The sequence below is a fragment of the Lishizhenia sp. genome (genome assembly GCF_057456495.1).
This window is the reverse complement of record NZ_JBVCPV010000016.1, coordinates 1-24,920: the sequence shown is the minus strand read 5'-3', so window position 1 is coordinate 24,920 and position 24,920 is coordinate 1. Positions and strand designations below refer to the sequence as shown.

At 37.6% G+C, this 24,920-nt stretch carries 16 protein-coding genes; 12 read left to right on the top strand and 4 right to left on the bottom strand.

What is annotated here, in order from left to right:
* The 4 genes from AC22ZQ_RS02295 to AC22ZQ_RS02280 form a co-directional block, all read left to right on the top strand.
* On the top strand, nt 1-1,259 hold a 1,259-nt coding region (locus AC22ZQ_RS02295), incomplete at its 5' end, for a T9SS type A sorting domain-containing protein (RefSeq protein ID WP_318956954.1).
* 149 nt (nt 1,260-1,408) lie between these two features.
* Complete coding sequence (locus AC22ZQ_RS02290) at nt 1,409-4,591, top strand: GEVED domain-containing protein (RefSeq protein ID WP_318956953.1); 3,183 nt, start codon at nt 1,409-1,411, stop codon at nt 4,589-4,591.
* A gap of 314 nt (nt 4,592-4,905) precedes the next feature.
* Entirely contained in the window at nt 4,906-8,136 is a 3,231-nt protein-coding gene (locus AC22ZQ_RS02285) for a T9SS type A sorting domain-containing protein (RefSeq protein ID WP_318956952.1), read from the top strand.
* Nucleotides 8,137-8,264: 128 nt separating this feature from the next.
* Nucleotides 8,265-8,789 carry a 3-hydroxyanthranilate 3,4-dioxygenase gene (locus tag AC22ZQ_RS02280; RefSeq protein WP_318956951.1) on the top strand — a complete coding sequence of 175 codons (525 nt, stop codon included), beginning with the start codon at nt 8,265-8,267 and terminating at the stop codon, nt 8,787-8,789.
* A gap of 71 nt (nt 8,790-8,860) precedes the next feature.
* On the opposite strand, the gene AC22ZQ_RS02275 is transcribed toward AC22ZQ_RS02280, so the two are convergent.
* Entirely contained in the window at nt 8,861-12,754 is a 3,894-nt protein-coding gene (locus tag AC22ZQ_RS02275) for a DUF7948 domain-containing protein (protein WP_318956950.1), read from the bottom strand.
* Between the two features lie 180 nt (nt 12,755-12,934).
* Here AC22ZQ_RS02275 and AC22ZQ_RS02270 point away from each other — a divergent pair, with 180 nt between their 5' ends.
* Genes AC22ZQ_RS02270 through gpmI form a run of 3 tightly spaced genes read left to right on the top strand, consistent with a single transcriptional unit; the run spans nt 12,935 to nt 17,248 of the window.
* Complete coding sequence (locus AC22ZQ_RS02270) at nt 12,935-14,836, top strand: amidophosphoribosyltransferase (RefSeq protein WP_318956949.1); 1,902 nt, start codon at nt 12,935-12,937, stop codon at nt 14,834-14,836.
* Between the two features lie 17 nt (nt 14,837-14,853).
* On the top strand, nt 14,854-15,747 hold the full coding sequence (locus tag AC22ZQ_RS02265; protein ID WP_318956948.1) for a sensor histidine kinase: 894 nt from the start codon (nt 14,854-14,856) through the stop codon (nt 15,745-15,747).
* Nucleotides 15,740-17,248, top strand: coding sequence for a 2,3-bisphosphoglycerate-independent phosphoglycerate mutase (gpmI, locus tag AC22ZQ_RS02260; RefSeq protein WP_318956947.1), 1,509 nt, complete (start codon nt 15,740-15,742; stop codon nt 17,246-17,248). Before AC22ZQ_RS02265 ends, gpmI begins: the two co-directional genes overlap by 8 nt.
* A gap of 75 nt (nt 17,249-17,323) precedes the next feature.
* Here the strand turns inward: gpmI and AC22ZQ_RS02255 are convergent, their stop codons facing one another.
* A complete protein-coding gene (locus AC22ZQ_RS02255; RefSeq protein WP_318956946.1) occupies nt 17,324-19,510 on the bottom strand; it encodes a choice-of-anchor L domain-containing protein in 2,187 nt (728 codons plus the stop codon).
* A gap of 144 nt (nt 19,511-19,654) precedes the next feature.
* Between AC22ZQ_RS02255 and AC22ZQ_RS02250 the strand changes: the two genes are divergently transcribed.
* From AC22ZQ_RS02250 to AC22ZQ_RS02230, 5 genes are all read left to right on the top strand, one after another.
* Nucleotides 19,655-21,043 carry a dipeptidase gene (locus tag AC22ZQ_RS02250; protein WP_318956945.1) on the top strand — a complete coding sequence of 463 codons (1,389 nt, stop codon included), beginning with the start codon at nt 19,655-19,657 and terminating at the stop codon, nt 21,041-21,043.
* 44 nt (nt 21,044-21,087) lie between these two features.
* Complete coding sequence (locus AC22ZQ_RS02245; RefSeq protein ID WP_318956944.1) at nt 21,088-21,552, top strand: LEA type 2 family protein; 465 nt, start codon at nt 21,088-21,090, stop codon at nt 21,550-21,552.
* Entirely contained in the window at nt 21,549-22,097 is a 549-nt protein-coding gene (locus AC22ZQ_RS02240) for a hypothetical protein (RefSeq protein ID WP_318956943.1), read from the top strand. Before AC22ZQ_RS02245 ends, AC22ZQ_RS02240 begins: the two co-directional genes overlap by 4 nt.
* A gap of 31 nt (nt 22,098-22,128) precedes the next feature.
* Nucleotides 22,129-22,908, top strand: a complete 780-nt coding sequence (locus tag AC22ZQ_RS02235; protein ID WP_318956942.1) for an enoyl-CoA hydratase/isomerase family protein — start codon at nt 22,129-22,131, stop codon at nt 22,906-22,908.
* Nucleotides 22,909-23,007: 99 nt separating this feature from the next.
* A complete protein-coding gene (locus AC22ZQ_RS02230; RefSeq protein ID WP_318956941.1) occupies nt 23,008-23,463 on the top strand; it encodes an SRPBCC family protein in 456 nt (151 codons plus the stop codon).
* Nucleotides 23,464-23,466: 3 nt separating this feature from the next.
* On the opposite strand, the gene AC22ZQ_RS02225 is transcribed toward AC22ZQ_RS02230, so the two are convergent.
* Both AC22ZQ_RS02225 and AC22ZQ_RS02220 read right to left on the bottom strand, forming a co-directional pair.
* Complete coding sequence (locus tag AC22ZQ_RS02225) at nt 23,467-23,964, bottom strand: hypothetical protein (protein ID WP_318956940.1); 498 nt, start codon at nt 23,962-23,964, stop codon at nt 23,467-23,469.
* A gap of 162 nt (nt 23,965-24,126) precedes the next feature.
* On the bottom strand, nt 24,127-24,717 hold the full coding sequence (locus AC22ZQ_RS02220) for a hypothetical protein (RefSeq protein ID WP_318956939.1): 591 nt from the start codon (nt 24,715-24,717) through the stop codon (nt 24,127-24,129).
* Nucleotides 24,718-24,920: the final 203 nt, after the last annotated feature.

Sequence of the window (24,920 nt, the reverse complement as noted above, 5' to 3'; positions counted from 1 at the left end):
GTGGTGATACTTCTGTTTACTCAGGACCAATTAACTTCTTAGCATTTATGGATAATGATTCATCTTGTTTTGCTCAAGAATTACAAGTTGATGGTAACCCATACTTATTGTACAATAACGGTGCTCAGTTAGATGCAGGTGTTCAAGCAATTGCTCCACCAGCAACAGGATACTACGAGACTGATGGATGGTACAACCAGAACATGTACAGAACTACATGGTATACATTTACAGCACCAGCTTCTGGAGATGTAATGATTTCTGGTACTGATGTAAACTGGTCTGGTAAAATGGCGGTTTACGAAACTACTGACTGTGGTGACTACAACCAGTTTAACTTAATTGGAGCGAATGATAACGGTGTGTTATTTGGAAACACAGCAGCACCAGAATGGGCTGTGTGTGGATTAACTCCAGGTCAAACATACTACTTGTTACACTCTTCAAACTACAACTCTCAAGGTAACTTCTCAATTCGTTTAACTGGTTTAGATTTTGAAGCAGGAACGAACACTGGAGTTGTTGACGCATGTATCGGTGATACTGTTGATTTATTCAATGGAATTACAGGTTATGATGTACAATACGGAGTTTGGAATGATTTAGCGAATACAGCTCAAATGGTATCTCCTAATGATTTCGCTACATCAGTATTAGCAGCGCAAACGTATGACTTCGAATACAGAGTTTCTTTAGGATGTTCTTACGATTCTATTGTTGCTCAAGTGAAGATTTTCCCTCCTTCTAGTGCAGGTAACGATGGTTCTATCAATGTTTGTATGAACCAACCAATTAACTTGACTGCAGGACTTTCTGGAAATGCTGATTTAGGTGGTACTTGGTACGATCCTCAAGATGTTGAGATCACTCAATCATTACCATTAGCAGGAAACTTCCCAGGTCAATTTAACTACGATTACGTAGCAGGAAACGGAGTTTGTCCAGATGATACAGCATTAGTTGTTGTTATCGTTGATGGTTCTTGTGACTGGATGGGATTAGATGATGTTGAAATTGAAGGAATCTCAGTATTCCCTAACCCAACATCTGATGTATTGAACATTACTTCTGTTGGAAACCACGAAGCTTTAAATGCACAAATCGTTGATGTTAATGGTAGAATCGTTTCTATCGCTAACGAAACATTAGTTGCGGGTGGAGCATTAACTTTACCAGTTGAAGGTTTAGAAACAGGTGTTTACATCTTGAAATTATACAACAATTCAATTGAAAACAGCTTTAGAGTTGTGATCAAATAATTGATCGTTATAATATTTAGAAGGGGAGAACGAAAGTTCTCCCCTTTTTTTATGCCCTAAAAATATAGTGGTGAGGCTGAAAGTTGTTATGCTTGAATTGCTTTTCCCATGAAGTTTTAATTAATTTTGCGCCCACTAAAAATAAACTCATGATTAATAAACTTCAATTGGCCGTTCTCGCGACGGTTTCAACGGGTATGTCGTATGCCCAAATTTGTGGTGGTGGTCCTTCGAGTACATTAAATGAGAACTTACAAAGTTTGAATTTTGCGGGAGTAAACACTACCATCAGTTACACAGGTTGTCCGGGTGTAACAGGAGTACAAGATTTAACATCTTCAATTGCCGACGTAGTGGCAGGGAATTCCTACCAGTTTGATGCTGTATTTGGTACATGTGGTACTGCTAATAATGCAGGATTAACAACGGTATGGGTAGATTGGAATGGAGATCAATCCTTTCAAGATGCTGAAAAGATTCAAGAGTGGGCTGGTACTTTTCCTCACAATGCAACATTCCCATTAACTATTCCAACCAATGCAGTAAATGGTGCGCTTACCATGCGTGTTATTCATAAAAGAGGTGGAGCTCTACCTGTTAATCCTTGTGCAGGATTTACATATGGATCTGCAACTGATTTTACTATAGAAGTATCGGGGGGAACAGGGTGTAATCCTACTTTTGATTTAGCAGCGGTGGATGCAACATCATCTTCTGTTGATTTAACATGGACATCAACCAATTCGGCGCAAGCATATGTTGTGGAGTATGGAGTAGATGGATTTACACCTGGAACAGGAACAAATATTACACCCACAACGGCAAATGCACAAACTATAACAGGTTTAGCAAATCAAACCATGTATGATTTTTACATTCGCTCTATATGTGGTGCGGGAGATACATCTGCTTATATGGGACCAGTTGCAGCGAATACCTTTAATTTAGGTGATTTCATGGATTGGGATGAAGCTTGCCCTTCAACTGGATTTATCGATATTTCTGCTACAGGAACGGATTTACTTTTAAGTGATGATGGAGAAGAGAACTTTACCATGCCTTTCCCATTCTTATACCAAGGTAACTTAGTTACTAGTTTAAGAATTGGTAACAATGGAGGTTTGCTTATTAACAACACTTCTGCTGGTGTATACAGTTACATTCAATCATCAATTGTTAATGGTATTTTCCCTTTTGTTCAAGATTTGGATATTGATATAGATGGTGTTGATGTGCCTGGAGTATTTACTGAAGTTTTGGGTACTGCCCCGAACCGTCAATTGGTGATTATGTGGAAAGATAGAACACATTATCCGGGTACAACTCATTTTAATCCTGCTACCTTCGAAATCATTATTGATGAGACAACACAAGACTTTTGGTTTGTTTATGATGATGTAGATTTCGGAAACCCAAGTTTTAATAATGGTAAAGACGCAGAGATTGGAATTCGTGGAGCATTAAGAGATATTGATGTTTCTATTAATGATACAACTTATCTTAAAGATAATTCTTGTGTTCACTTCTTCAATACAGATTGTCCTAAAGTATCTGATATTTCTAATGTTAGTTACCTTCCAAATGAATTAAGTGTAACATGGACAGCAGGTTTGGCAAATGAGTCAAATTGGACAATAGAGTGGGGCTTACCAGGATTTACTCCAGGAAACGGTATTGGATCGGCAACTACAACTACAACATCTTATACGATTCCTAATTTAAATGCACTTACGGCGTATGAAGTACACATTTACGCAGACTGTAATGTAAATTCTAGTTCAACAGGTAATAGTGCAGTTTTTGAAACCGCTGCTACATGTGCTGAGCCATTTGGTATCAGTGTAGGAGTTGGAGTTGATTCTATCAGTCCTTCTTGGAACTGGATGCCAAATGGTTCTGGTTCTATAGCTACATCTTTCAATATTAGATATGCACCTATCCACACAGATCTTTATGATGCAACATTGGTGAATTCTACGAATACAACAGTTTTATCTAAAGATATCGTTGATCCTACTATCATTTCAAGTGGGATGTACCACGTATACATGCAAACGGTTTGTGGAACAAACGATACAAGTTTATGGGTAGGACCATTAACAGTTATTGCAGATAATGCAAATGATAGTGTATGTGAAGCGCAGGAATTAGCAGTAGATGGAACAGTTTACTACTTAAGTAATAATGGAGCTTCTGTACAGACCGGCGAGTCTACTATTGATCCACCTGTTACGTCATATCAAGATGATATGGGTTGGGGTTCTTCGGGTATTCACAACTCTATGTGGTATACGTTCATAGCTCCTGCTTCTGGCCAGGTTAAAATTTCTTGTTTAGATGATGTTTATGCAGGGAAAGTTGCTGTTTATGGAACAACGAACTGTTCAGATTTCTCTCAATACACATTAATGGGAGCAAATGATAATGGAATGCTTGGTCAAAGTTCTTCTGCACCGGAATTTGTGGTGTGTGGATTAACTCCTGGAGACACGTATTACATGGTGCATTCATCAAGTACGTCAACTTCAACACAAGGTGTATTCTCAATGAAACTTACAGAAGTTGTATTAAATGCGGGTATTGCTGGATCAACGTATAAAGTGTGTACTGGTGATACTGTAAATTTATTCCAAACTATTGCCGGAAATGATGTGCAATACGGTTCTTGGTCTGAATTGGAAATGACTGGACAACTCCAAAATGATTCGTTATTTGCTACCTCTATAGTAGCTTACAGAGCGTATGATTTCCAATATAGCGTAATCTATGGTTGTGCAATGGATACAACTGTTGCGACTGTGGAAGTTTACGGATTGTCATCAGCAGGAAATGATGGTGTTGTTCAAGCGTGTAAGAACCAACCCATCAATTTGTACGATGGTATTTCAGGAAATGTTGATTTAGATGGTTCTTGGTATGATCCCCAAAATAACTTGGTGACGAGTGTGATTCCAACGGTAGGGTCAATTCCAGGTCAGTTTAATTATGATTACATTACTGGAAATGGAGTTTGTCCAGATGATACAGCATTAGTTGTAGTTCAAGTGATGGCAAATTGCGATTTCTTAGGATTGAACGAATTGGAAGCAGGTGCAATTGAGGTTTACCCTAATCCGGCGTCGAATAATGTAACCGTGAGTTCATCTGTAAATACAGCTGATATGCACTTACAAGTTATCGATGTGAATGGAAGAGTTGTTATGAATGAAAGTTCTTTCCTCACGGAAGGTAAATCAAATACAATTGATGTGAGTTCATTGAATAAAGGATTGTATATTTTCAGCTTGTACAATGAAAATTCCGTAGCAAATGTTAAGGTAATTATCGAGTAATTATAAGATAATCTTAAGTTAATAATTGAGGGGAGCGAGAGCTTCCCTCTTTTTTTTGAATAATCCACCGAAAAGGCGCATAGAGATCAGTGTTTCATAGGAGTCCAAGTTAAAGTTTTAGTTGTAGATGGTTTAATACCTTGTTTTATAAGGGTGTTAAGCGTGCATAGTAATAAGTTCGGAGAAATTACGACTTGCTAAGAAGTCAATTTAGGTGGAGATAAATAAGTAGGTAAACGCCCTTGTTTACTATTTGTTTACCCCCAGTTTTCCTAGGTTCTTATTTCCTTTGCAAGGATTAAAATTATTAACATATGAAGAAAAAATTATTAATGCTCGTTATGATTTTCATAACAGCGGGTAATCTTTTCAGTCAGTGTGTACAAACGGCACCCTGGTTAGAAGATTTTACCAACGGAATCCCAACTTGTTGGACACAGTCATCCGGAGCTGGAGGAACTTGGATTACTCCTGGTTATTTGTACGGAGATATGAACCCTACTTATGACCATACGAATGGAGCTCAAAATGATGACTTCGTTTATTTCAATGGAACATACAACGCACTAGATGTTGTCCTTGAAAGTCCAGAAATTGATGTTACTAACTTAACAACTCCTACACTACGTTTTTGGTTAAGGTCTTTCTACCCTAACTCACAAATACCTTCACCAAACACGATTTCAGTAGAGTTTTTCGATGGTAATGCATATGTTCAAGTTGACTTATTATCGGGTGACTACGGATCAGATTTTAAACCTTTCGTTTATGATTTAACGAGTTACGTTTACAATTCCAATTTAGTAAGGTTCAGATTTGTTGCAAACAAAGGAGCTTCACCAAATGCATTAACACGTAACCAGATTGCATTAGACGATATTGAGGTTTTAGATTTAGATACATACTGTTTGAGTCCGCTAGAATTAGCCTTCAATGGTTCAACGGCTACAACTGCAGATTTCTCGTGGATTGAATTTTCAGGAAATGCTGGAGACTACATTATTGAATACAGTGACTTCAATGATATCAATACGGTTTTAGGGTCTGTTGTTGTCAATGGATCTGTTTCAGGTACATTGAGCAGTATTCCTTCAAATAACTTTTACAAAGCTCGTGTAAGAAAAATTTGTGCTCCTGGAGATACTTCTGGTTACTCAAACATAGTTAATTTCAATACGTATGACTTAGGAAACCATGTAGATTTTGATTTCCAGGCTTCGCCACTAGGTTATGTAGATATTGCAAGTCAAAGTAACAGTCTTTACGTTAATACGAACAGCAATGCTTTCGTAAGTTTAAACTGGCCAATATTTGTTGAAGGAACAGGTTATTCAAATCTTTCAGTAAGTGAAAATGGAGGTATTTTGTTTGGTGAAGAAACAAGTGGTCTTTACACAAATAATGCAGCCATTACTTCTTCGTTATCGCCAGGGGTTTATCCTTTCTGGGACAAGTTGAGCCAAGGTTCATTTTACGTGGAAGAACAAGGTTCTGCACCGAATAGAGTGTTAATCGTATCTTTTGTAGACAGACTTAATACTCCGGCTATGTCTGGTAATGAGATTAGCTTTCAAGTTCAATTTTTTGAGGCTACACAAGAAACTTTTGTTGTTTACGAAGATGTAGAATTTGGTAGCCCTTATGAAACTGCAGATTTCGGAGGAGAAGCTTCTATTGGTTGGGTTGGATCAAATACGGTGCACGAAGTATCATACAATGATGCGACGGTATTATCTCACCACAATACAATTCGTTACTTCTACACGGATTGTCCAAACGTGGAAGACCTTACGGTTACGCAAAACTTATATAATCAGATAGATTTAACGTGGTCTGCTGGTCAAAGTTCGGCAACGTCTTACACTGTAGAGTGGGGACCTGAAGGATTTTTACCGGGTAACGGAACAGGTACAATGACTGTAAATACAAACGCTGCATCAATCACTGGTTTAACGCAATTGACAGATTACCAAATTTACGTTTATGCAGATTGTGGATCTACTACTGGAACAGGAAGAGATATTCACATTCAAACTGCACCATTTTGTGCAACGCCATTTGGTGTTTCTACAACAATGGGTGTAGATTCTTTGATGGCAAACTGGAACTGGATTTCAACGAATGCTGGTACGGTAGTGGATGAGTTCAATATTTCATTAACGATGAATGGACAAAGTCCTTATGCTGGAACAATTACTGCTGTAGATAATAACTTTACAGATACTATTGTTGATCCTAATATTACACACGGTACAGTTTACGACGTTTATGTGCAAGCAAAATGTACAAATGGTGATACAAGTTTATTCTTTGGACCTATTGTTTCAGTAAGTCCATTATTAAATGATACAATTTGTTATGCTCAGCCTATAGCTGTGGATGATCAATTGAATGTGTTTACAAATGTTGGAGCTACAGAAGGGCCAATAGATATTTACTTTATACCACAACCAAATAGCCCTTCAGGTTCATGGAATTATCCAGATCCTGCGAGATCTACATGGTTTACTTTCGAGGCACCAGCAAGTGGTAACGTGAAAATTTCTGGATCTGATTACGGATATTGGGGGAAAACAGCGGTATACGAAATTTCTAATTGTAACGATACGAGCACCTACCAATTAATCGGGGCAAATGATAACGATGATTTGAATGAAGGTGCAGGTTCTGCTACTAATTGGGTTTTATGTGGTTTAACACCAGGAAATACATATTATCTAGGGCACTTTGCACAAGTTTCTTACACACAGCCAGGGTTCTATTCTCTACGTTTAACTGAGGTAGATTACACAGCAGGTGATGTTATCGGAAGCATGCAAATTTGTAAAGGTGATACACTAGATCTATACAGTGCAATTAACAACTTTGATATGATCAATTCATCTTGGACGGATCTAACAGGTTCAAATCAATTGTACACAAATGAGTTTGCTTCTACTTTGTTGTCAGAAGGAGTTTACGCTTTCCAACACACAGTGGAATACGGTTGTTACCAAGATACTACAGTTGTAAATGTTGAATTGTTTGAACAAGCATCTGCGGGTATCAATGGAAGTTTAACGACATGTAAAAACAATCCGGTTATTTTAACGGATGCCTTGTCTGGAGATATTAATATCGATGGTACATGGTACGATTACCAAGACAACGAAATCATAGGGTTGCCAGTTTCTCCAAACATCCCGGGACAGTTTAATTACGACTATGTTGTAGGAAATGGAGTTTGTCCAAATGATACTGCAACGGTTGTTGTTGTTGTTGATGGATCATGTGATTATTTGGGTGCAGAAATCTTTGAAGATGGAGCTTTAGAGGTGTATCCAAACCCAACTTCTGATGTGTTGAATATCGTTTCTAATATTGAGCACGAAAACTTGGAAGTAATGATTTTAGACTTAAATGGAAGAGTTGTTTTAACTTCTTCTTCTGTATTAATGAGTGGAAGTACAGTTAAAATGGATGTGTCTTCTTTAACTGAAGGTATGTACATGCTTAAAGTATTTAACGCGAATACTTCAACGACTTACAAAGTGGTTGTGAAATAATACATAAGTTATTTTATTTAAGGGAAGAGCTTTGGTTCTTCCCTTTTTTTATGTGCGTATTTTAACATTAAAATTGGTGAAATACTCAAGTTTTCTGTACATTTAGCTCCCAATCAAATTCTGATAAAATGAAAAAACCTTTCAATTTACATAAGTGGATAGAAGAGAATAGAGATTTATTGAAACCGCCAGTGGGTAACAAAAATTTATATGTTGAAGCTGGAGACTTTATTGTTATGATCGTTGGTGGTCCAAATGCAAGAAAAGATTATCATTACAATGAGTCTGAAGAGTTATTCTATCAAATAGAAGGAAGTATTACGGTTAAAATTCAGGAAGATGGTCAGTCGAAAGATATTACCATTAATGAAGGAGAGATTTTCTTATTGCCAGGTAATATTCCACACAACCCAATTCGTCCTGCTAATACAGTAGGTTTAGTAATTGAAAAAGTTAGGGAAGGTACGGATTTGATTGATGGATTAATGTGGTTCTGTGATGAATGTAATCATCAATTAAAAGAATACAAATTCAATTTAAGAAATATTGAAGAGGATTTCTTACCCCGCTTTAAGGAGTTCTACAACTCAGAAGAGGATAGAACTTGTGATAAGTGTGGACATGTGATGGAAATCGATGAACGCTTCATTTAGGAATAAGAGAATTAATAAGAAGTCCTTCCATTTTGGGAGGACTTTTTTTTGAATGCTTTTTAACTAGCTCCCTATTTTAAAAGGTTTATGTGTCCGGTTTGAACCGTTTGTTCACCGCGTATACTTTTGTAAGTCATTTTCCAAACATAAGTACCATCCTTACAAACAACTCCATTATAAGTACCATCCCAAGTGTCATTGGGGTCCGTCATTTTATAAATTAATTCACCCCACCTGTTAAAGATGAGTAATTCAAAATCTTTTACGTTAGAGGCCTCTACTTTAAACAGGTTATTGTGCGCATCATTGTCTGGTGTAAAAGTGTTAGGAACGTAAACAATAGGGTCGAAATAAATATTGATAGCTGCATCATCCTGACAACCATTTTCATCTGTAAATAATACGATGTATGTAGTACTGTTTTCTGGTCTAGCTACTGTTGTAGCACAAGTTGGGCAATCAACTGTCTCAGCGGGTGTCCATTGATAGTTCCCTCCTAGACTGGATCCAGTAGCAATTAGGTCGAATACATCACCAATAAAACCGTATTGGTCATTGTTTGTGGTTACCTCTGGAGTAGGATAGTGGTCGATAAGAACTTTCGCCGTATCAATACAACCATTAATATCTGTTACTTCTACCGTAAAAATCCTTGCAGTTGGCGGATAAACAAAAGTAGAAGGGGCTCCCGCATCGAAGGTATAAGCACTCGGTGTCCAACTGTACGAAACACCACCTGATGCCCAAACAAATGCGGTATCTCCAGGGCAAATTATAGTGTCATTACCCGCTTGCGCATCTACAACAATTACATCCACAAATACTGAGTCATAAACTGTTCCACATGCATTGGTAAATCCTACGGTGTATAATTGATCATTGAGCACTGAACAAGTTACCGTAGCACCAGTGGTTGTATTTAAACCTGTTGGCGGAGTCCACGTATAGGATGTTCCTCCACTTGCGGTAATGTCTACACTCGAATTTCTACATAATGGAACGGTGTCAGGCAAAACTGGGGTGGGTACATCGTCGAATACTTCTACAAAAATTTCTTCTTCTACCGCACAACCATCAGAGGTGGTTATGTCAATCACGTAATTTGTAGTTGTGTTTGGTGTTGCTATAACTGTATCCTGATCACTGACATTTAAGCCACTTACGGGAGTCCACGTATAACTTACACCTCCACTTACCCATAATTCAGCACTTTGTCCTAAACAGAGCATAGTGTCTTGTGCGCTGTTGGTGTTCACATCAAAAACTTCAACCAGAACATCTAAGGTATCTGAACCACATGAATCTGAAACGATAACGGTAAACGTTGTGTTTTGAGTGACACTAGCCATTGGAGTCGGACTTGTTGGGTCATCTAAAAATTGGGCTGGTGACCAGTTGTAATTTATACCCCCAGAAGCTTCTAATTGAATACTGTCACTTGGACAAATTGAGGAAGACGGTTGAGTGATTGCGCCTTGAAATAAAAAAGCATCAATGTCAAAGTATGCTGTATCGTCTTGAAAGCAACCATTGCTATCACTCACTACTAACATAACCTGGTATTGTCCTGGTGTATTGTAGGTATGGCTCGGTGCAACTTGGGTTGAAGTATTTCCATCACCAAAGTCCCAGAAATAAGAATTACCGTTGGTAGAATTGTTTTGAAACGTAACAGGATTCGGAAGACAAACAAAAGGTGATGGAGCACCGAGGGCAGACTGAATACTACCCAAGTCAAATTTAAATGCCGCTAAATTACAGTTTGAACTTTGATTGGTCGTTGAAACAACCCCTGGAGTGGTTGTAAATCCATTGGCATTACCACCACATCCTCCACAGACTGCGTGATAAATTCTTCCTCCTTTATCGAACCTACTTGTACCACCATCTACGTGGTTGTTTGGTCCTGTTGTTCCTCCGATAAACGTTGCGTATTCCAATCCAACTCCATCTGGTCCGAGAACGCCAATGTAAAAGTTGTTTCCATTCGTGGTTGTTTGATAAGCTCCTGTAGTTGTAGGGAAATTGTTTGTAGAGCTACCTGTAGCTTGTCCGAACTGATTATTCAAAGTTCCACCCCATCCTGTGTAGTAGATTTCATTACAATCAGATACTAAAAATGCCGTTGGAGATATTTCTACGGTTCCACTACCTGAACCCACTACCGTTTGCCATTCCTTGTTGGCTAAATTTTCAGAAAAACGCATGATAAACTGTCCGGAATTCGCAACACCATATTTACCTGGAGTAATGGGTATACTTCCTTCTGTTTGACCAAAAACGTAGATTTTGTCGGACATATCAATTTGTACAAAGAAACTTTGGTCGTAATCATTGGTACCCAAATATGTACCACTTAGAACATTAGAATTGGTACCATTGAGTCTTACCAAGTATCCATCACTCATTCCCCCAATGAAAGAGGAAGTCTGACCACCACTAATATTTAAGTTGGTCGATGTTGTTCCTCCTGTTAAATAAACACTACCTGTAGAAGATACTTGTAATGCATTTCCAGTTTCATCGCCAGAACCACCATAATAGGTAGACCAAATTAAGTTGGTTAGTGTGGAATTAAACTTACCTACAACAGCATCTCTAATTCCTCCCAGTGAATTATCTGAAGCATTTAATGTGGGGAAGTTAGAAGATTGTGTAGTACTCGAGAAATATACGTTTCCAGTTGCGTCTAGGGTAATTTCACCTCTAAACTGGTCTCCATAATTGTAGAGTAAATTTCCTGTATTTAGACCATCATTGCCAGAACCTCCCATATATGTTGAGGCCAATAAGCTGGTTCCTGTTGCATTTAAACGTGCAATATATATGTCAGTACCCGAAAATTGTATAGAGTTTTCTTGGACCAAAGTACCACCATTCATTGTGTTTTGATGCGGTGTACCTGCCATCGGGAAGTTTGTTGAAGACGTAACTCCTAGGATAAATAATTCTCCCGCGTTATTGGCTACGATAGAATGTGCCGTTTCATTACCACTCCCTCCTAAATACGTTGAATAGAGTAAGGCGGTACCATTTGAGTTGAATTTAGAAATTGATACATCCCATAGAATTGAACCTTCCCCTCCGTTGAAAGTACCATCGTATGCTCCTGTAGAAATAGGATAACCTGTTCCTACAACTATACCCCCTGCAATTAAATTAGCATTCTTATCTGGTGTTGCAGTAAATCCCCAATTATCTGCTGTAGATCCTGTAAATGAACTAAAGGTTAAAAAAGGATCTATGATAAGTGTTTGATTGGGATCGTAATCGGGAATGTCAAATTTCGTTTTGTTTCCGTTTAAAGTATAAGCGGAAGTTATTTTTCGTTTTCTATCACCATTCAACAAGTAAGAAACAGGTTTTGATTCCATCAGGTTTCCGATAGAAGTAATGTGATGAAGGTTGTTTTCTTCATCTAAAAATAATTGATCTTCACCTTCGTGTTTAATGACAATGTTATCTGGGTTTCCTCCAGGGTGTACAATGAAAGAATATTTGAGTTGTTCGTTTTTGGCTTCTAGCAACAAATCGATTTTCGGATAGAAATCTATAAGTTTTACAGAACGATAAGCGTGTAGCTTACTTTGCCATTTCGACGAATCGCTTCCGATGATGTAGTTTCTATAAAAATCAGAACTGTCTTTTTCTTCAACTTTTCCAGCCCAAGATGAATTAACGAAAGTAGATTTTAGTCCGTGGAATTTGATGTCATCTTCGTGTTGATGGGCATGATCCTCTCCATCATGGTCGTGCCTACCTTTGTAATTTGTGAAGACATAGGTGAAAGCATCTTTCTCAATGAACATTGCTCCAGCCTCTAATTCAATTTTGTAGAGAATATGACTCTCCCATTGACCCTTATTGGGATGAATCCAAGGGTCTTCCTGTGCCGTCGATAAAAGTACAGCGAAACATGTGGTCAATATTAGAGTAAGGAGTTTCAAGTCATTAAAATTAAACATTTTTTGTGCCAAAATCTAGTACGGTCCTAGTACTTTCATTCTGTGTTAATTATTAGACAGATAATGGTCAAAGAAGTTGCCTAAACTCAGGAAATATTAATAAATATGAAATGGAGACATAGATGATGAGGTGCAATAAAAAATATAAGCTTAAATTTGCAAAAAAAATGTTGCGAATCAATGAGTGATGCTATCAAACACGAGTGTGGAATTGCACTTCTGAGACTTAAGAAACCATTAGAGTATTATTTAGAAAAATATGGAACTGCTTTTTATGGAATTAACAAATTGTATTTGTTAATGGAAAAGCAGCACAACAGAGGGCAGGATGGTGCCGGAGTTGCGAACATTAAGTTCGACATGGATCCGGGAGAGCGTTACATCTCTCGTAAGCGTTCTATTGATTCGAAGCCTATTCAGGATATTTTTAGTTCAATTAACTCTCGTTTCGAGGAGATTGAAAATGAAAACCCTGAAATGTTGAAAGACATCAACTATTTAAAGAAGAATGCTGGATTTACAGGTGAGTTGTTTTTAGGTCACCTTAGATACGGTACTTTTGGAAGAAATAGTATAGAAAGTTGTCACCCTTTCCTACGTCAAAATAACTGGATTACAAGAAACTTAGTGGTTGCAGGTAACTTCAACTTAACGAACGTTCACGAGTTATTTGATGTGTTGTTAGGAATTGGACAGCACCCTAAAGAAGTTTCTGATACAGTTACTGTATTAGAGAAAATTGGACATTTCTTAGACGTTGAAAACGAAGATATGTTCAAAAATCTTAAGGCTCAAGGTTACTCTAACCAAGAGGTTTACTCTAAAATTGCACAAAGCTTAGATATTCCAAAAATCTTGAAGAAAGCTTCTGAAGATTGGGATGGTGGTTATGCAATGTCTGGATTATTTGGTCACGGTGATGCATTCGTATTAAGAGATCCTTCAGGAATTCGTCCAGCATTCTGGTACGAAGATGATGAGGTTTGTGTGGTTGCATCTGAGCGTCCAGTGATTCAAACAGCATTCAATTTAAAGAAAGAAGATATCAAGGAACTAACTCCAGGTCACGCTTTAATTATTAAGAAAGCAGGAGAAGTTAGTGAAGTTGAAATCAATGTACCACGCGAGCGTAAAGCTTGTTCTTTTGAGCGTATCTACTTCTCTAGAGGAAACGATTACGATATCTACAGAGAACGTAAAACGCTCGGTGATTTAGTAGTTCCTCAAGTAATTGATTCAATTGGTGGAGATTTAGATAACTCTGTATTCTCATTCATTCCAAACACTGCGGAGATGTCATTCTACGGTATGATCAAAGGTTTGGAAGACCACATGAACAATGAGAAATTCGAAGCAATTAAAGCTTTGGGTTCTGACTACAAAGAAGAAGATTTAGAGAAAATCTTAAAGCGTAGAGCTCGTATAGAGAAGATAGCTATTAAAGATGCTAAATTGAGAACCTTCATCACGCAAGATGATGCGAGAGATGACATGGTTGCCCACGTTTACGACATTACTTACGGTACAGTTGTAAGAGGAAAAGACAACTTAGTAGTTATTGATGATAGTATCGTTAGAGGGACTACATTGAAGCAAAGTATCTTTAGAATATTAGATAGATTAGAACCGAAGAAAATAGTAGTTGTTTCTTCAGCTCCACAGATTAGATTCCCAGACTGTTACGGTATTGATATGGCAAGAATGAAAGACTTTATTGCTTTCGAAGCTGCCATTGCTTTATTGAAAGAAAACAGCATGGGACATATCATTACAGATGTTTACAACAAATGTAAAGAACAAGAATCTATTCCAAAGGAGCACGTGAAAAACTACGTGAAAGAAATTTACGAACCCTTTACAGATGTTCAAATTTCTAAGAAGATTTCAGAATTGTTGAAACCAGTAAATATCAAGGCTGAAGTAGAGGTGATTTATCAAACGGTAGATAACTTACACAAGGCTTGTCCAAATAACCTTGGAGATTGGTACTTTACAGGAGATTATCCTACACCAGGTGGTAATAAGGTAGTGAACAAAGCCTTTATTAACTACGTGGAAGGAAGCGACGCAAGAGCGTATTAATATTACCCATTATACCCATGAAACAGAAGACCGCAATATTCTTTTATTCTTTAGGAATATATGTGGTTCTTCAGTTTCTTTGGTGGGGTTACCACATTATCGATTTATCCGAACAACTAAGTTCAAAAAATAGTTCCCTAGATTCTCGCGTTCTGATGATACTGGGAGAAGGAGCCGTGTTTTTCGTTATTCTAATTCTTGGATTATGGAAAATTAGGGCCTCTATCAAAAAGGAATTGGCACTTTCTAACCGACAAAACAACTTTCTGCTATCTGTAACGCACGAGTTAAAAACTCCCATTGCGGCCAATCGTTTATACCTTCAAACGCTGTTGAAAAGGAGTTCTTTATCTGAAGAAAAGAAAAAAGAAATTATTAGTTCTGCCTTGCACGAAAACAAGCGTTTACAAGAAATGATTGATAATATTCTTACCGCAACGCAGCTCGATAATAATGTCTTAGAACTCAATCAGCAACAAGAAGATTTAAAAGAAATTGTAGAGAAATTGCTCAATAAATTTATCTACCATAGATGTGATGTTGATTTGCAAGTTGACCTCAAGAGAAAGGTTAATATCGATAAAATGCTTGTAGAAATCATGTTGAGTAACTTGTTGGAAAATGCCGTGAAATATGGTGATGGAAATCCTATCACTGTTACGATTCGCGATTTAAAGACCTCTGTAGAAATTCAAGTGAAAGATCAGGGGGTGGGAATTGACAAGACCCAGGTAAATCAAGTTTTTGAGAAATTTTACAGGATTGGAAATGAAGAAACGCGAACTCAAAAGGGGACAGGTTTAGGCTTGTACATTGTTTCTGAATTGGCCAAAATACATAAAGGAAAAGTAGCTTATGAACCCAACCAACCCAAGGGTTCTATTTTTAAAATAATATTGAATAATGTCTGATAAAAAAACAGGACTCATCATCTTAGATGGATGGGGAATAGGAGATAAATCAGAATCGGATGCGATTTATCATGCACAAACACCATGTATGGATCAATTAATGGAGGAATATCCTAACGCAACTTTGGTGACTTATGGTGAACAAGTAGGTTTACCTGAGGGCCAAATGGGAAATTCTGAAGTGGGTCACTTAAACATTGGTGCAGGTAGAATTGTATACCAAGAATTAACGCGTATTAACAAGAGTATTAAAGACAAAGATTTTTTTGAAAATAAAGTTTTGTTGAATGCTTTTGAGAAAGCGAAAACCAATAAGGTAAAGGTTCATTTAATTGGACTTGTTTCTAAGGGAGGTGTTCATAGTAGTCAGGAGCACTTATACGCACTTTGTGACATGGCCAAAGCCCAAGGGGTGACGGATGTAAATATTCACGCCTTTACCGATGGTAGAGATTGCGACCCTAAAAGTGGAAAGACTTTCTTGGCTGAATTGAATGCGCATTTAGAAAACTCTGTAGGAAAAGTAGCTTCTGTAATAGGAAGATACTATGCCATGGATAGAGATAATCGTTGGGAACGTGTAGAAAAGGCCTATGATCTTTTAGTGAAGGGAGAAGGTAAAGTTTATCAAAGCGTAGAAGAAGTATTTACAAGCTCTTACGCCGAAGATATTACCGATGAGTTTATAGAACCTGCTATCATTGCTGGTAATGAAGCTAAAATAGCAGAGGGAGATGTCGTAATTTGTTTCAATTTTAGAACAGATAGACCTCGCGAAATCTCTATTGCTTTAACACAAAAAGACTTTCCTGAAAATGATATGAAAGCGTTGAAGCTGGAATATCTTACGATGACAAGTTATGATGATACCTTTAAGAATGTCAATGTGATTTTTGAAAAGGATAACTTGGTAAACACTTTAGGTGAAGTTCTAGAGGGAGCAGGTAAATCTCAAGTGAGAATTGCAGAAACGGAAAAATATCCACACGTTACTTTCTTTTTCTCTGGTGGTAGAGAAAGTGAATTTGATAAGGAGACTAGAATTTTAGTGAACTCTCCAAAAGTGGCGACTTATGATCTTCAACCAGATATGAGTGCACCGGAAGTGAAAGCCAAAATTATTAATGAATTAAATACAAATCAGCCAGACTTCTTCTGTTTGAATTTTGCGAATCCAGACATGGTAGGTCATACTGGAGATTATAAAGCGATTCAAAAGGCAGTTGAAACCGTAGATGGTGCCTTGTGTGAAATTTTAGAAACAGGGATGTCATTGGGGTACGAATTCATTGTGATTGCTGATCACGGAAATGCAGATTATGCAATTAATGCAGATGGAACTCCAAACACGGCGCACAGTACGAACCCTGTACCGGTAATTTATGTTGGAGATAAAAGTAAGCATATCAAAGACGGAAAATTAGCCGATGTGGCTCCAACAATATTACACCTTTTAGGGGTTGAGAAATCAGCTGAAATGACAGGTGAGAGTTTACTCTAAAAAGCGTAAGATTTATACGATAAAAAGGGGGATTGATATTAAATCAATCCCCCTTTTTCTATCCTGTATTTGTTGTTATTTCACGAGTTGAATAAAACCTTGTTCTTCAATTTCTTCTCCTTGGTAACCGTAGAAGGTTGCGCGGTAGAAATAAGTTCCTGGACTACATGCATTTCCTGAATCTTTATTAGTTCCATCCCACACTGCTTTTGTAGGATCACCTGTCGATTCAAAAACTGTATTACCCCATCTATTTGTGATGATAATATCGATGTTTTTCGCATTAATAGGATTGAAAGTAAATACATCATTTTTATCATCTCCGTCTGGAGTAAATACGTTGGGAGTGTCATAGCTCAATGCCAAGAAAGGAATGATAGTAATTTGTGCAAACGCTGTATCAGAACATGAACCTCCATATACAATTAAACTTACATCATAAACTTGCTGTCCATCTGTATAGGTTTGATTTTGTGTTGCCAAATCAAAAACCGTAACTCCATTTCCGTTTCCAAAGTCCCATTCAAATGAAGATCCTCCAGTACTATTGTTTGTAAATGTTACTGGTAAAGGTGCTGTACCTGTTGTTGGGTTAGCGGTAAAGTCTGCAACGGGCACGTTTTCTTGATCTACGAAAACACTATCGAAAACTTTACATCTGTCATCTTCAACTTCGAAGTAGTACCAGCCAGAAGATAAGTTACCCCAAGCACTGGCATCGATACCGTTCTGAGAGTTAGGACCGGGTCCTGACCAGTTCAATTGTGGTTGTCCCACCTGTCCAGTAAATTCTCCTGTTACCCAACCTGAGGCTTCGCCACAAGGCGTAGGTCCCGAATAAACGGTATCTACAGCTAAGGTCTGATCAACAATAATTTCCATGGTGTCTTCGAACACGAAACCACATGCATCAGTAGATTGTACGATATACAAATTACTTTGATTTTGATACCCTTCTAAGTAAACAGAATCACCGGATGTGTATACACTTCCACCGGGTAGTTGTATCCATTCATAAGAGTAAGGTTCAAATCCGTCCACTGTATATACCTCTGCTAAAACAGAGTCGTTATCACAATATATGGTAGTATCTGAGGTTATAACCTCGGAGAAGGGTTCGTCAGTTATGTAGGTAAAACCTTCAGAGTAGACAGTGTCTCCACAAGGCGTTATCGTGTACGCACTTATCGTAAGTAGCTCCGGTCCTTCGTCTACACCATCTTGTATAGGGTCAATAACAATAGAAATTGTGTCTTCACCTGGAAGGAAAATAACCGTACCATTTTGTCCTATAGAAGTGTAATCCGTTCCTTCTATTGCTTGTCCACCCGTACTGTACACTACAACCAAGCTATCACCTGTCTGAGTTTCTGGTCTTGAGAAAGTAATTGTACCTTGTGTACAACCTTCCACTAAAGTAGAGTCATTTACACTTTGATCTGAGGTAATGCTAATATCAACAGTATTTGAAGAGAAAGAGTTAGCCAATAAGAATACACCAGAATTTAAGGCCTGGTCACCTACGTTACTCAAGGCTATCTTAATGTGGTAAGTTTGTCCACAAGTAAGCGATGCGTTTGCTGATAGCGCAACAGTTCCTCCTCCATATGGATATCCTGCAGTTCCTGAATAAGACGTTGTATAGTAAATAGAATTACTTTGCCAGTTTGGGTCCTGTGCAGCACATGTAGCAGGGTTTCCTGCTCCTCCTGCTGATCCAGAGTTAACCGTGTTAATAGCTACAGGAACATTTGTGTTCGGAATTAATGCAATATTCTCAGCGTTGTATTGGTAAGGTCCATTAAAACCTGGTCCAGAGATAAAGAAACCAAATACGTCATTAAATCCTGAACATACATAAGTAGGATACTCAGAAGAGGCAAACATATAATTGAAAGATAAGGTATCCCCTGTAGGTATAAAATCAAATTCTAAAACCACCCCATTGGTAACCGTGTTTGTTGCAATGGCATTTAAATCTGGATCGTAAGAAACAGTTCCATTCCCTCCATCAGTGGTTAACAAAACTCCACTCGAAAAGGGAAAGTTTCCACCTTGGTCAGAAAATAGATTTACGTTTCCTTGTGTTGAATTTACGTTGGCTGTACTTCCATTGTAGCTGACGTTAGAAACAATAATTCCTTGACCCAGAAGTGTATTTTGAATAACATCTAAAACTGAAGTCGTGTTTGATATCGTTAATTGCGCGTGTATGCTCAATGTTAAAAACAAGCATGCGGTGGCGAGTAAAAATCGTTTCATAAATGTAAATGGTTTATTTTCTCTTTTCTACAGACTACTTTCTGCTAAAAAAAGTTGCTTGAAAATAGTGAAAACCAGATAAACTTTTTGATTTTGAGGCGTAAATGTGATAGAAACTTATCTTTACACTTTAAAATTAATTACATGGAAAGTACAATAAAGTATATCAACGCTAACAAAGACAAATTTTTAGAAGAACTCATAGAACTACTTAAAATACCATCAGTTTCTGCTGACCCTGCATTTAAAAATGACGTTTTAAAAACGGCAGATTTTATTGCTGATCAATTGAAGAAGAATGGTGCGGATAATGTAGAGGTATGTCCTACAGCAGGTTACCCAATTGTATACGGTGAGAAAATTATTGATAAAAACTTACCTACTGTTTTGGTTTATGGTCACTATGACGTTCAGCCAGCAGATCCATTAGAGTTATGGGATTCACCAGCTTTTGAACCTGTAATCAAGAAAACTGACATCCATCCAGAGGGAGCGATTTTTGCCCGTGGAGCTTGTGATGATAAAGGACAAATGTACATGCATTTAAAAGCTTTCGAAGCAATGATGGAGAGCAATGAATTGCCATGTAACGTGAAGTTCATGATAGAAGGTGAAGAGGAAGTAGGTTCTGAAAATTTAGGACACTTCATCAAAGCAAACCAAGAGAAATTAGCAGCAGATGTTATTTTGGTTTCTGATACAGGAATTTTAGCGAACGACGTACCTTCAATTACTACAGGTTTAAGAGGATTGAGTTATGTAGAGGTAGAGGTTACAGGACCAAACAGAGATTTACACTCAGGTTTATACGGTGGATGTGTGGCAAACCCTATCAATATTTTGGCAGAGATGATTGCTTCATTAACGGATGAAAATAATCACATCACTATCCCAGGATTCTACGATAATGTTGAAGAGCTTTCTGCTGAAGAAAGAGCAGAAATGGCAAAAGCACCTTATTCTGAAGAAGATTACAAAGCAGCATTAGATATAAACGCAGTTCATGGAGAAGCTGGGTATTCAACGCCAGAGAGAGGTTCAATTCGTCCAACATTAGACGTAAATGGAATTTGGGGAGGATACACAGGAGAAGGAGCGAAAACAGTTATCGCTTCTAAAGCATTTGCGAAAATATCTATGCGTTTAGTGCCTAATCAAAGTCCAGAAGAGATTACAGAAAAATTCCAAAAACACTTCGAGTCTATTGCTCCAGATAGTGTTAAGGTATTAGTTAAACCACATCACGGAGGTGAACCAGCAGTTACACCTATTGATTCTGTAGGTTACCAGGCTGCAAGTATGGCGATGGAAACATCGTTTGGCATTAAGCCAATTCCAGTAAGAAGTGGAGGAAGTATTCCTATCGTTTCTTTATTTGAGAAAGTACTAGGATTAAAAACGGTATTGATGGGATTCGGATTGAATTCAGATGCGATTCACTCGCCAAATGAACACTACGGATTGTTCAACTATTACAAAGGAATTGAAACGATTCCTTACTTTTATAAGAACTTCGCAGAGTTATCTAAATAATTAACAAGGAGGAGTGAAGGCTCCTCCTTTTTTACGAGAGCATTTTGAAAGGATTAAATTTAGTATTGATTTTCATCATCGGTTTCTTTTTCACAAGTTGTGAGGTTTATGAAGATTTAGATGTTGAGGAGATAAAGAGTGTGAAGATTGGGACCATCAAGGATGGTAAACTCAATTTGAAAATTACTGCAGATGTTTTAAACCCAAATGCCTACGGAATAAAATTGAAAGAGACTGATTTACAAGTTTTTTTGGACGACAACTTTATGGGTACAGCTCACCTTAATTCTCCGGTTAAATTATTGCGAAAGCAAACCAAAGCATACACCTTTGATGTGGAGGTTGGACTAGAGAAAGGAGTGATGGCCAAATTAATCACCCTAGCTTTAAAAAAAGAAGTGATGCTGAAGGTAAAAGGCGACATTAAAGCAGGTGTGATGGGGATAAGTAAAACACTCAAGGTGAGTAAAACCAAAACAATAGATCCAGCAATTTTAATGCAACGATGATAGATGTTGAATTAACGGGAGAGGGGGAATTTACTACCTTAATGCAAGAGTCTGGCATCGTTAGCTTTTATGATGCTTGTAGATTTGTTGCTACCATTCCCTATGCAAGAATTAGTGATAGAAAGGATTTGTCCTTGGTCTTTCATGAGCGCAGAGGTACATGTACGTCAAAACACGCTTTCCTTAAAGTGTTGTTAGAGGAACAGGGTATTTCTGATGTAGAATTGGTATTGATCTATTTTAAAATGAGTGGAGCAACCCATAATTGTTTGGGGGGCTTGTTCGATAATATTAATTTGGATTATATACCAGAAGCGCATGTTTGTTTAAAACATCAGGGAAAATACTATGATTTTACCACGCGCTATTTCTTGAATATAGAAACGTACATCATGGAGGAAGAGGTGATAGATGTAGAAACCCTCCTGGCAAAGAAAAATCAGAAACATCTCGAATTTTTAAAAGCTTGGAACACGAGTGAATACAGTAACGATCAGATATGGTCGTGGAGAGAAGACTGTATTGGACTTCTTTCCAAACAATAATTTTTATTTTTGAAGCAAATTATTTGACATTATGAGTACAGCAAACGCGGTTGACCAAGGTCACGTAGAATATAAAGTAAACGATAAAGGGATAGCAACAATAGAGTTTGGACACCCTTTAAGTAATTCATTACCAGGTAAAATTTTACAAAAATTAGCCGATACAATTACGGAATTAGGAGAGAACGATACTGTAAAAGTGATCGTTTTAACTTCTGCTGGAGAGAGAGCATTTTGTGCAGGAGCTAGTTTTGATGAATTGATTTCTATTAAAGACTTCCCAACAGGAAAAGAATTTTTCTCTGGATTTGCAAAGGTGATCAACGCAAGCAGAAAATGTCCAAAATTAATCATTGGTAGAGTTCAAGGTAAAGCTGTTGGTGGTGGAGTTGGATTAGCTTCTGCTGTAGATTACTGTTTGGCTACTAAACATGCGGCAGTTAAATTGTCTGAGTTAGCAATAGGTATAGGACCATTTGTTGTAGGACCAGCTGTAGAACGTAAAATTGGTGTTTCGGCAATGAGCCAGTTAGCCATCAATGCTACAGAATGGAGATCTGCAGATTGGGCAAGAGAAAAAGGTTTGTATACAGATATTTTCGATACTGCCGAAGAAATGGATGAAGAGTTAGAGAATTTAGCAAATACATTGGCGAATTCTAACCCTGAAGCAATGATGTTGTTGAAGAAGATTTTCTGGGAAGGAACAGAAAACTGGGACGAATTATTGTCTGAAAGAGCTGCAATGAGCGGTCAGTTAGTATTGTCTGAGTTTACAGTAAACGCAATCAACAAGTTCAAAGCAAAATAGTTTTTGAACAAAAGATATGAAAAGGTGCAGCTTCGGTTGTGCCTTTTTTTGTTTTCACTAAAACAATACTGCTCGTAGAATGTTGTTAAAAGAAAAACAATGTATCAACTCAAGCGCACGCAGTTTGTAAAAGCAAGTTTAGAAGAATGTTGGGAGTTCTTTTCTTCTCCCAAAAACCTCCAAACGATTACACCTCCCTATATGGGATTTAACATTAAAACGGAAGTACCTGAAAAAATGTACGAGGGGTTGATGATAGGGTATACAGTTACACCTCTTCTAAAAATACCCATGCAGTGGGTAACAGAGATAAAATATGTTCACGATAAAAAATTCTTTGTGGACGAACAGCGTGTGGGACCTTACAAAATGTGGCACCACGAACATCATTTTAAGGCAGTTGAAGGCGGAGTAGAGATGACGGACATTGTGAGTTATGCACTTCCTATGGGGATACTTGGTAGAATGGTACACCCCTTTTTGGTGAAACCAAAACTTGAAGAAATATTCGAGTATAGGTTTAAAAAAGTAGAAGAGCTGTTTAACGATAAGTAGTACTTACATCTGTCTTTTTGATATTGCTTTTATCTGTGTTTCTCTGAACTCGTCAATGATGTTCATACCTGTATTTGCTTCGAGAATTTTTAAAAGTTTACGTGCTATTTGATACTGCGTAAATTCGTGGATTTGAATTTCTTTGCCCATTTTATCTAACAGGTTGAAATCAAAAGTTTCGGAGCGTACGGTTGTGCTGGATCCCCTACTACTCATTTGAGCAGCGCTTCTTGTATATCGTAAAATTCCAGTTGTGTCTTTTTCAAAGGTATTCCACAAGCCTAATTTTATTCCAAAAACAGATTTATAACTCCTTATTTTACTCTTCGTGAAATTAACCTCAACACCTGTTTTAATCAGTAAAAGAAATAAGGCAATAGGAACTCCGATGACCGTAATCATTGGTTCAAATGTTACACATATCACACCCCCTACCAAAGCGATCATTCCGGGAATAAGATAATTCATTGAAAAACCTTCGGATACAATTGCATTTTTCATAGGGTTCAACTTATTAAACTTAGAATGGCGAAATGAATTAAACTGAGGGTTAAGAGGCTGTATTTATTCATTGATGGTGATGTGGTTAAGGTACAAATGTACAGTTCTAAATATGTTTTAGCAAATCCCGAAAAAATTGGAATTATTTACTTGAGACTACTCTTAGAAATCATTTTGAGTAATCCATAAGAAATTAATTAAACTGTCTTTTTTATAAAGATTCAATCGACCTAGAATGGGGGAGTTATGAGTCATGTCTTTCATTTGGATGATACCATAGTTAAACTCTAAGTAGGAGTCATCATTACTTGTGAAAAAGATGGTATCAGCAGACTTAACATAGCTTCCAGACGCGCTTTCTTTACGAAAACAAACTTCAGTATACCTAAAGTCATGTCTGTCGGTTAAGCTTAGCGTAGTTCTACAATTCGCCGCACCCTCTCTTGAAGCGTTAAATAGACTTGCTGTATCCAAATGATTGCTGCTAATTATCCCCACGGGGTAGTATGCGGCTAGGGTTAAAACAGAGGAACCTAAAACTAACACACCTATTCGATGTACATTCCTGAACTTTTCTGTAAGAAGGATGATGAATTGGGCAAAATTAACACAAACTAATACACACCATGCCGTGAACATTAGAAGGAAGAGGGAGATTGAGAATATGAAATGATTCGAAGTAAAGTGTTGGTATAGGAATTGAGTGTTCACTACAAGGAAGAAAAAGATCATTGTGAAGGTCAGTGCTCTCATGCTTTAATTCACGTATATTTTACCGAATGTATCAATAATAAAGCAGATAACTTTGAATATGTTGTGTTTTTCATTTTTCCTTAAAAGCAGCAATCAACGCGTTTAAATCTTCATAGAAAAAATGCGCCAATTCTAGTTTTGGATTGGGTATATGAGATTTTTCGGGTATCACACAAACTTTCATTTGGGCAGCCATACCTGCT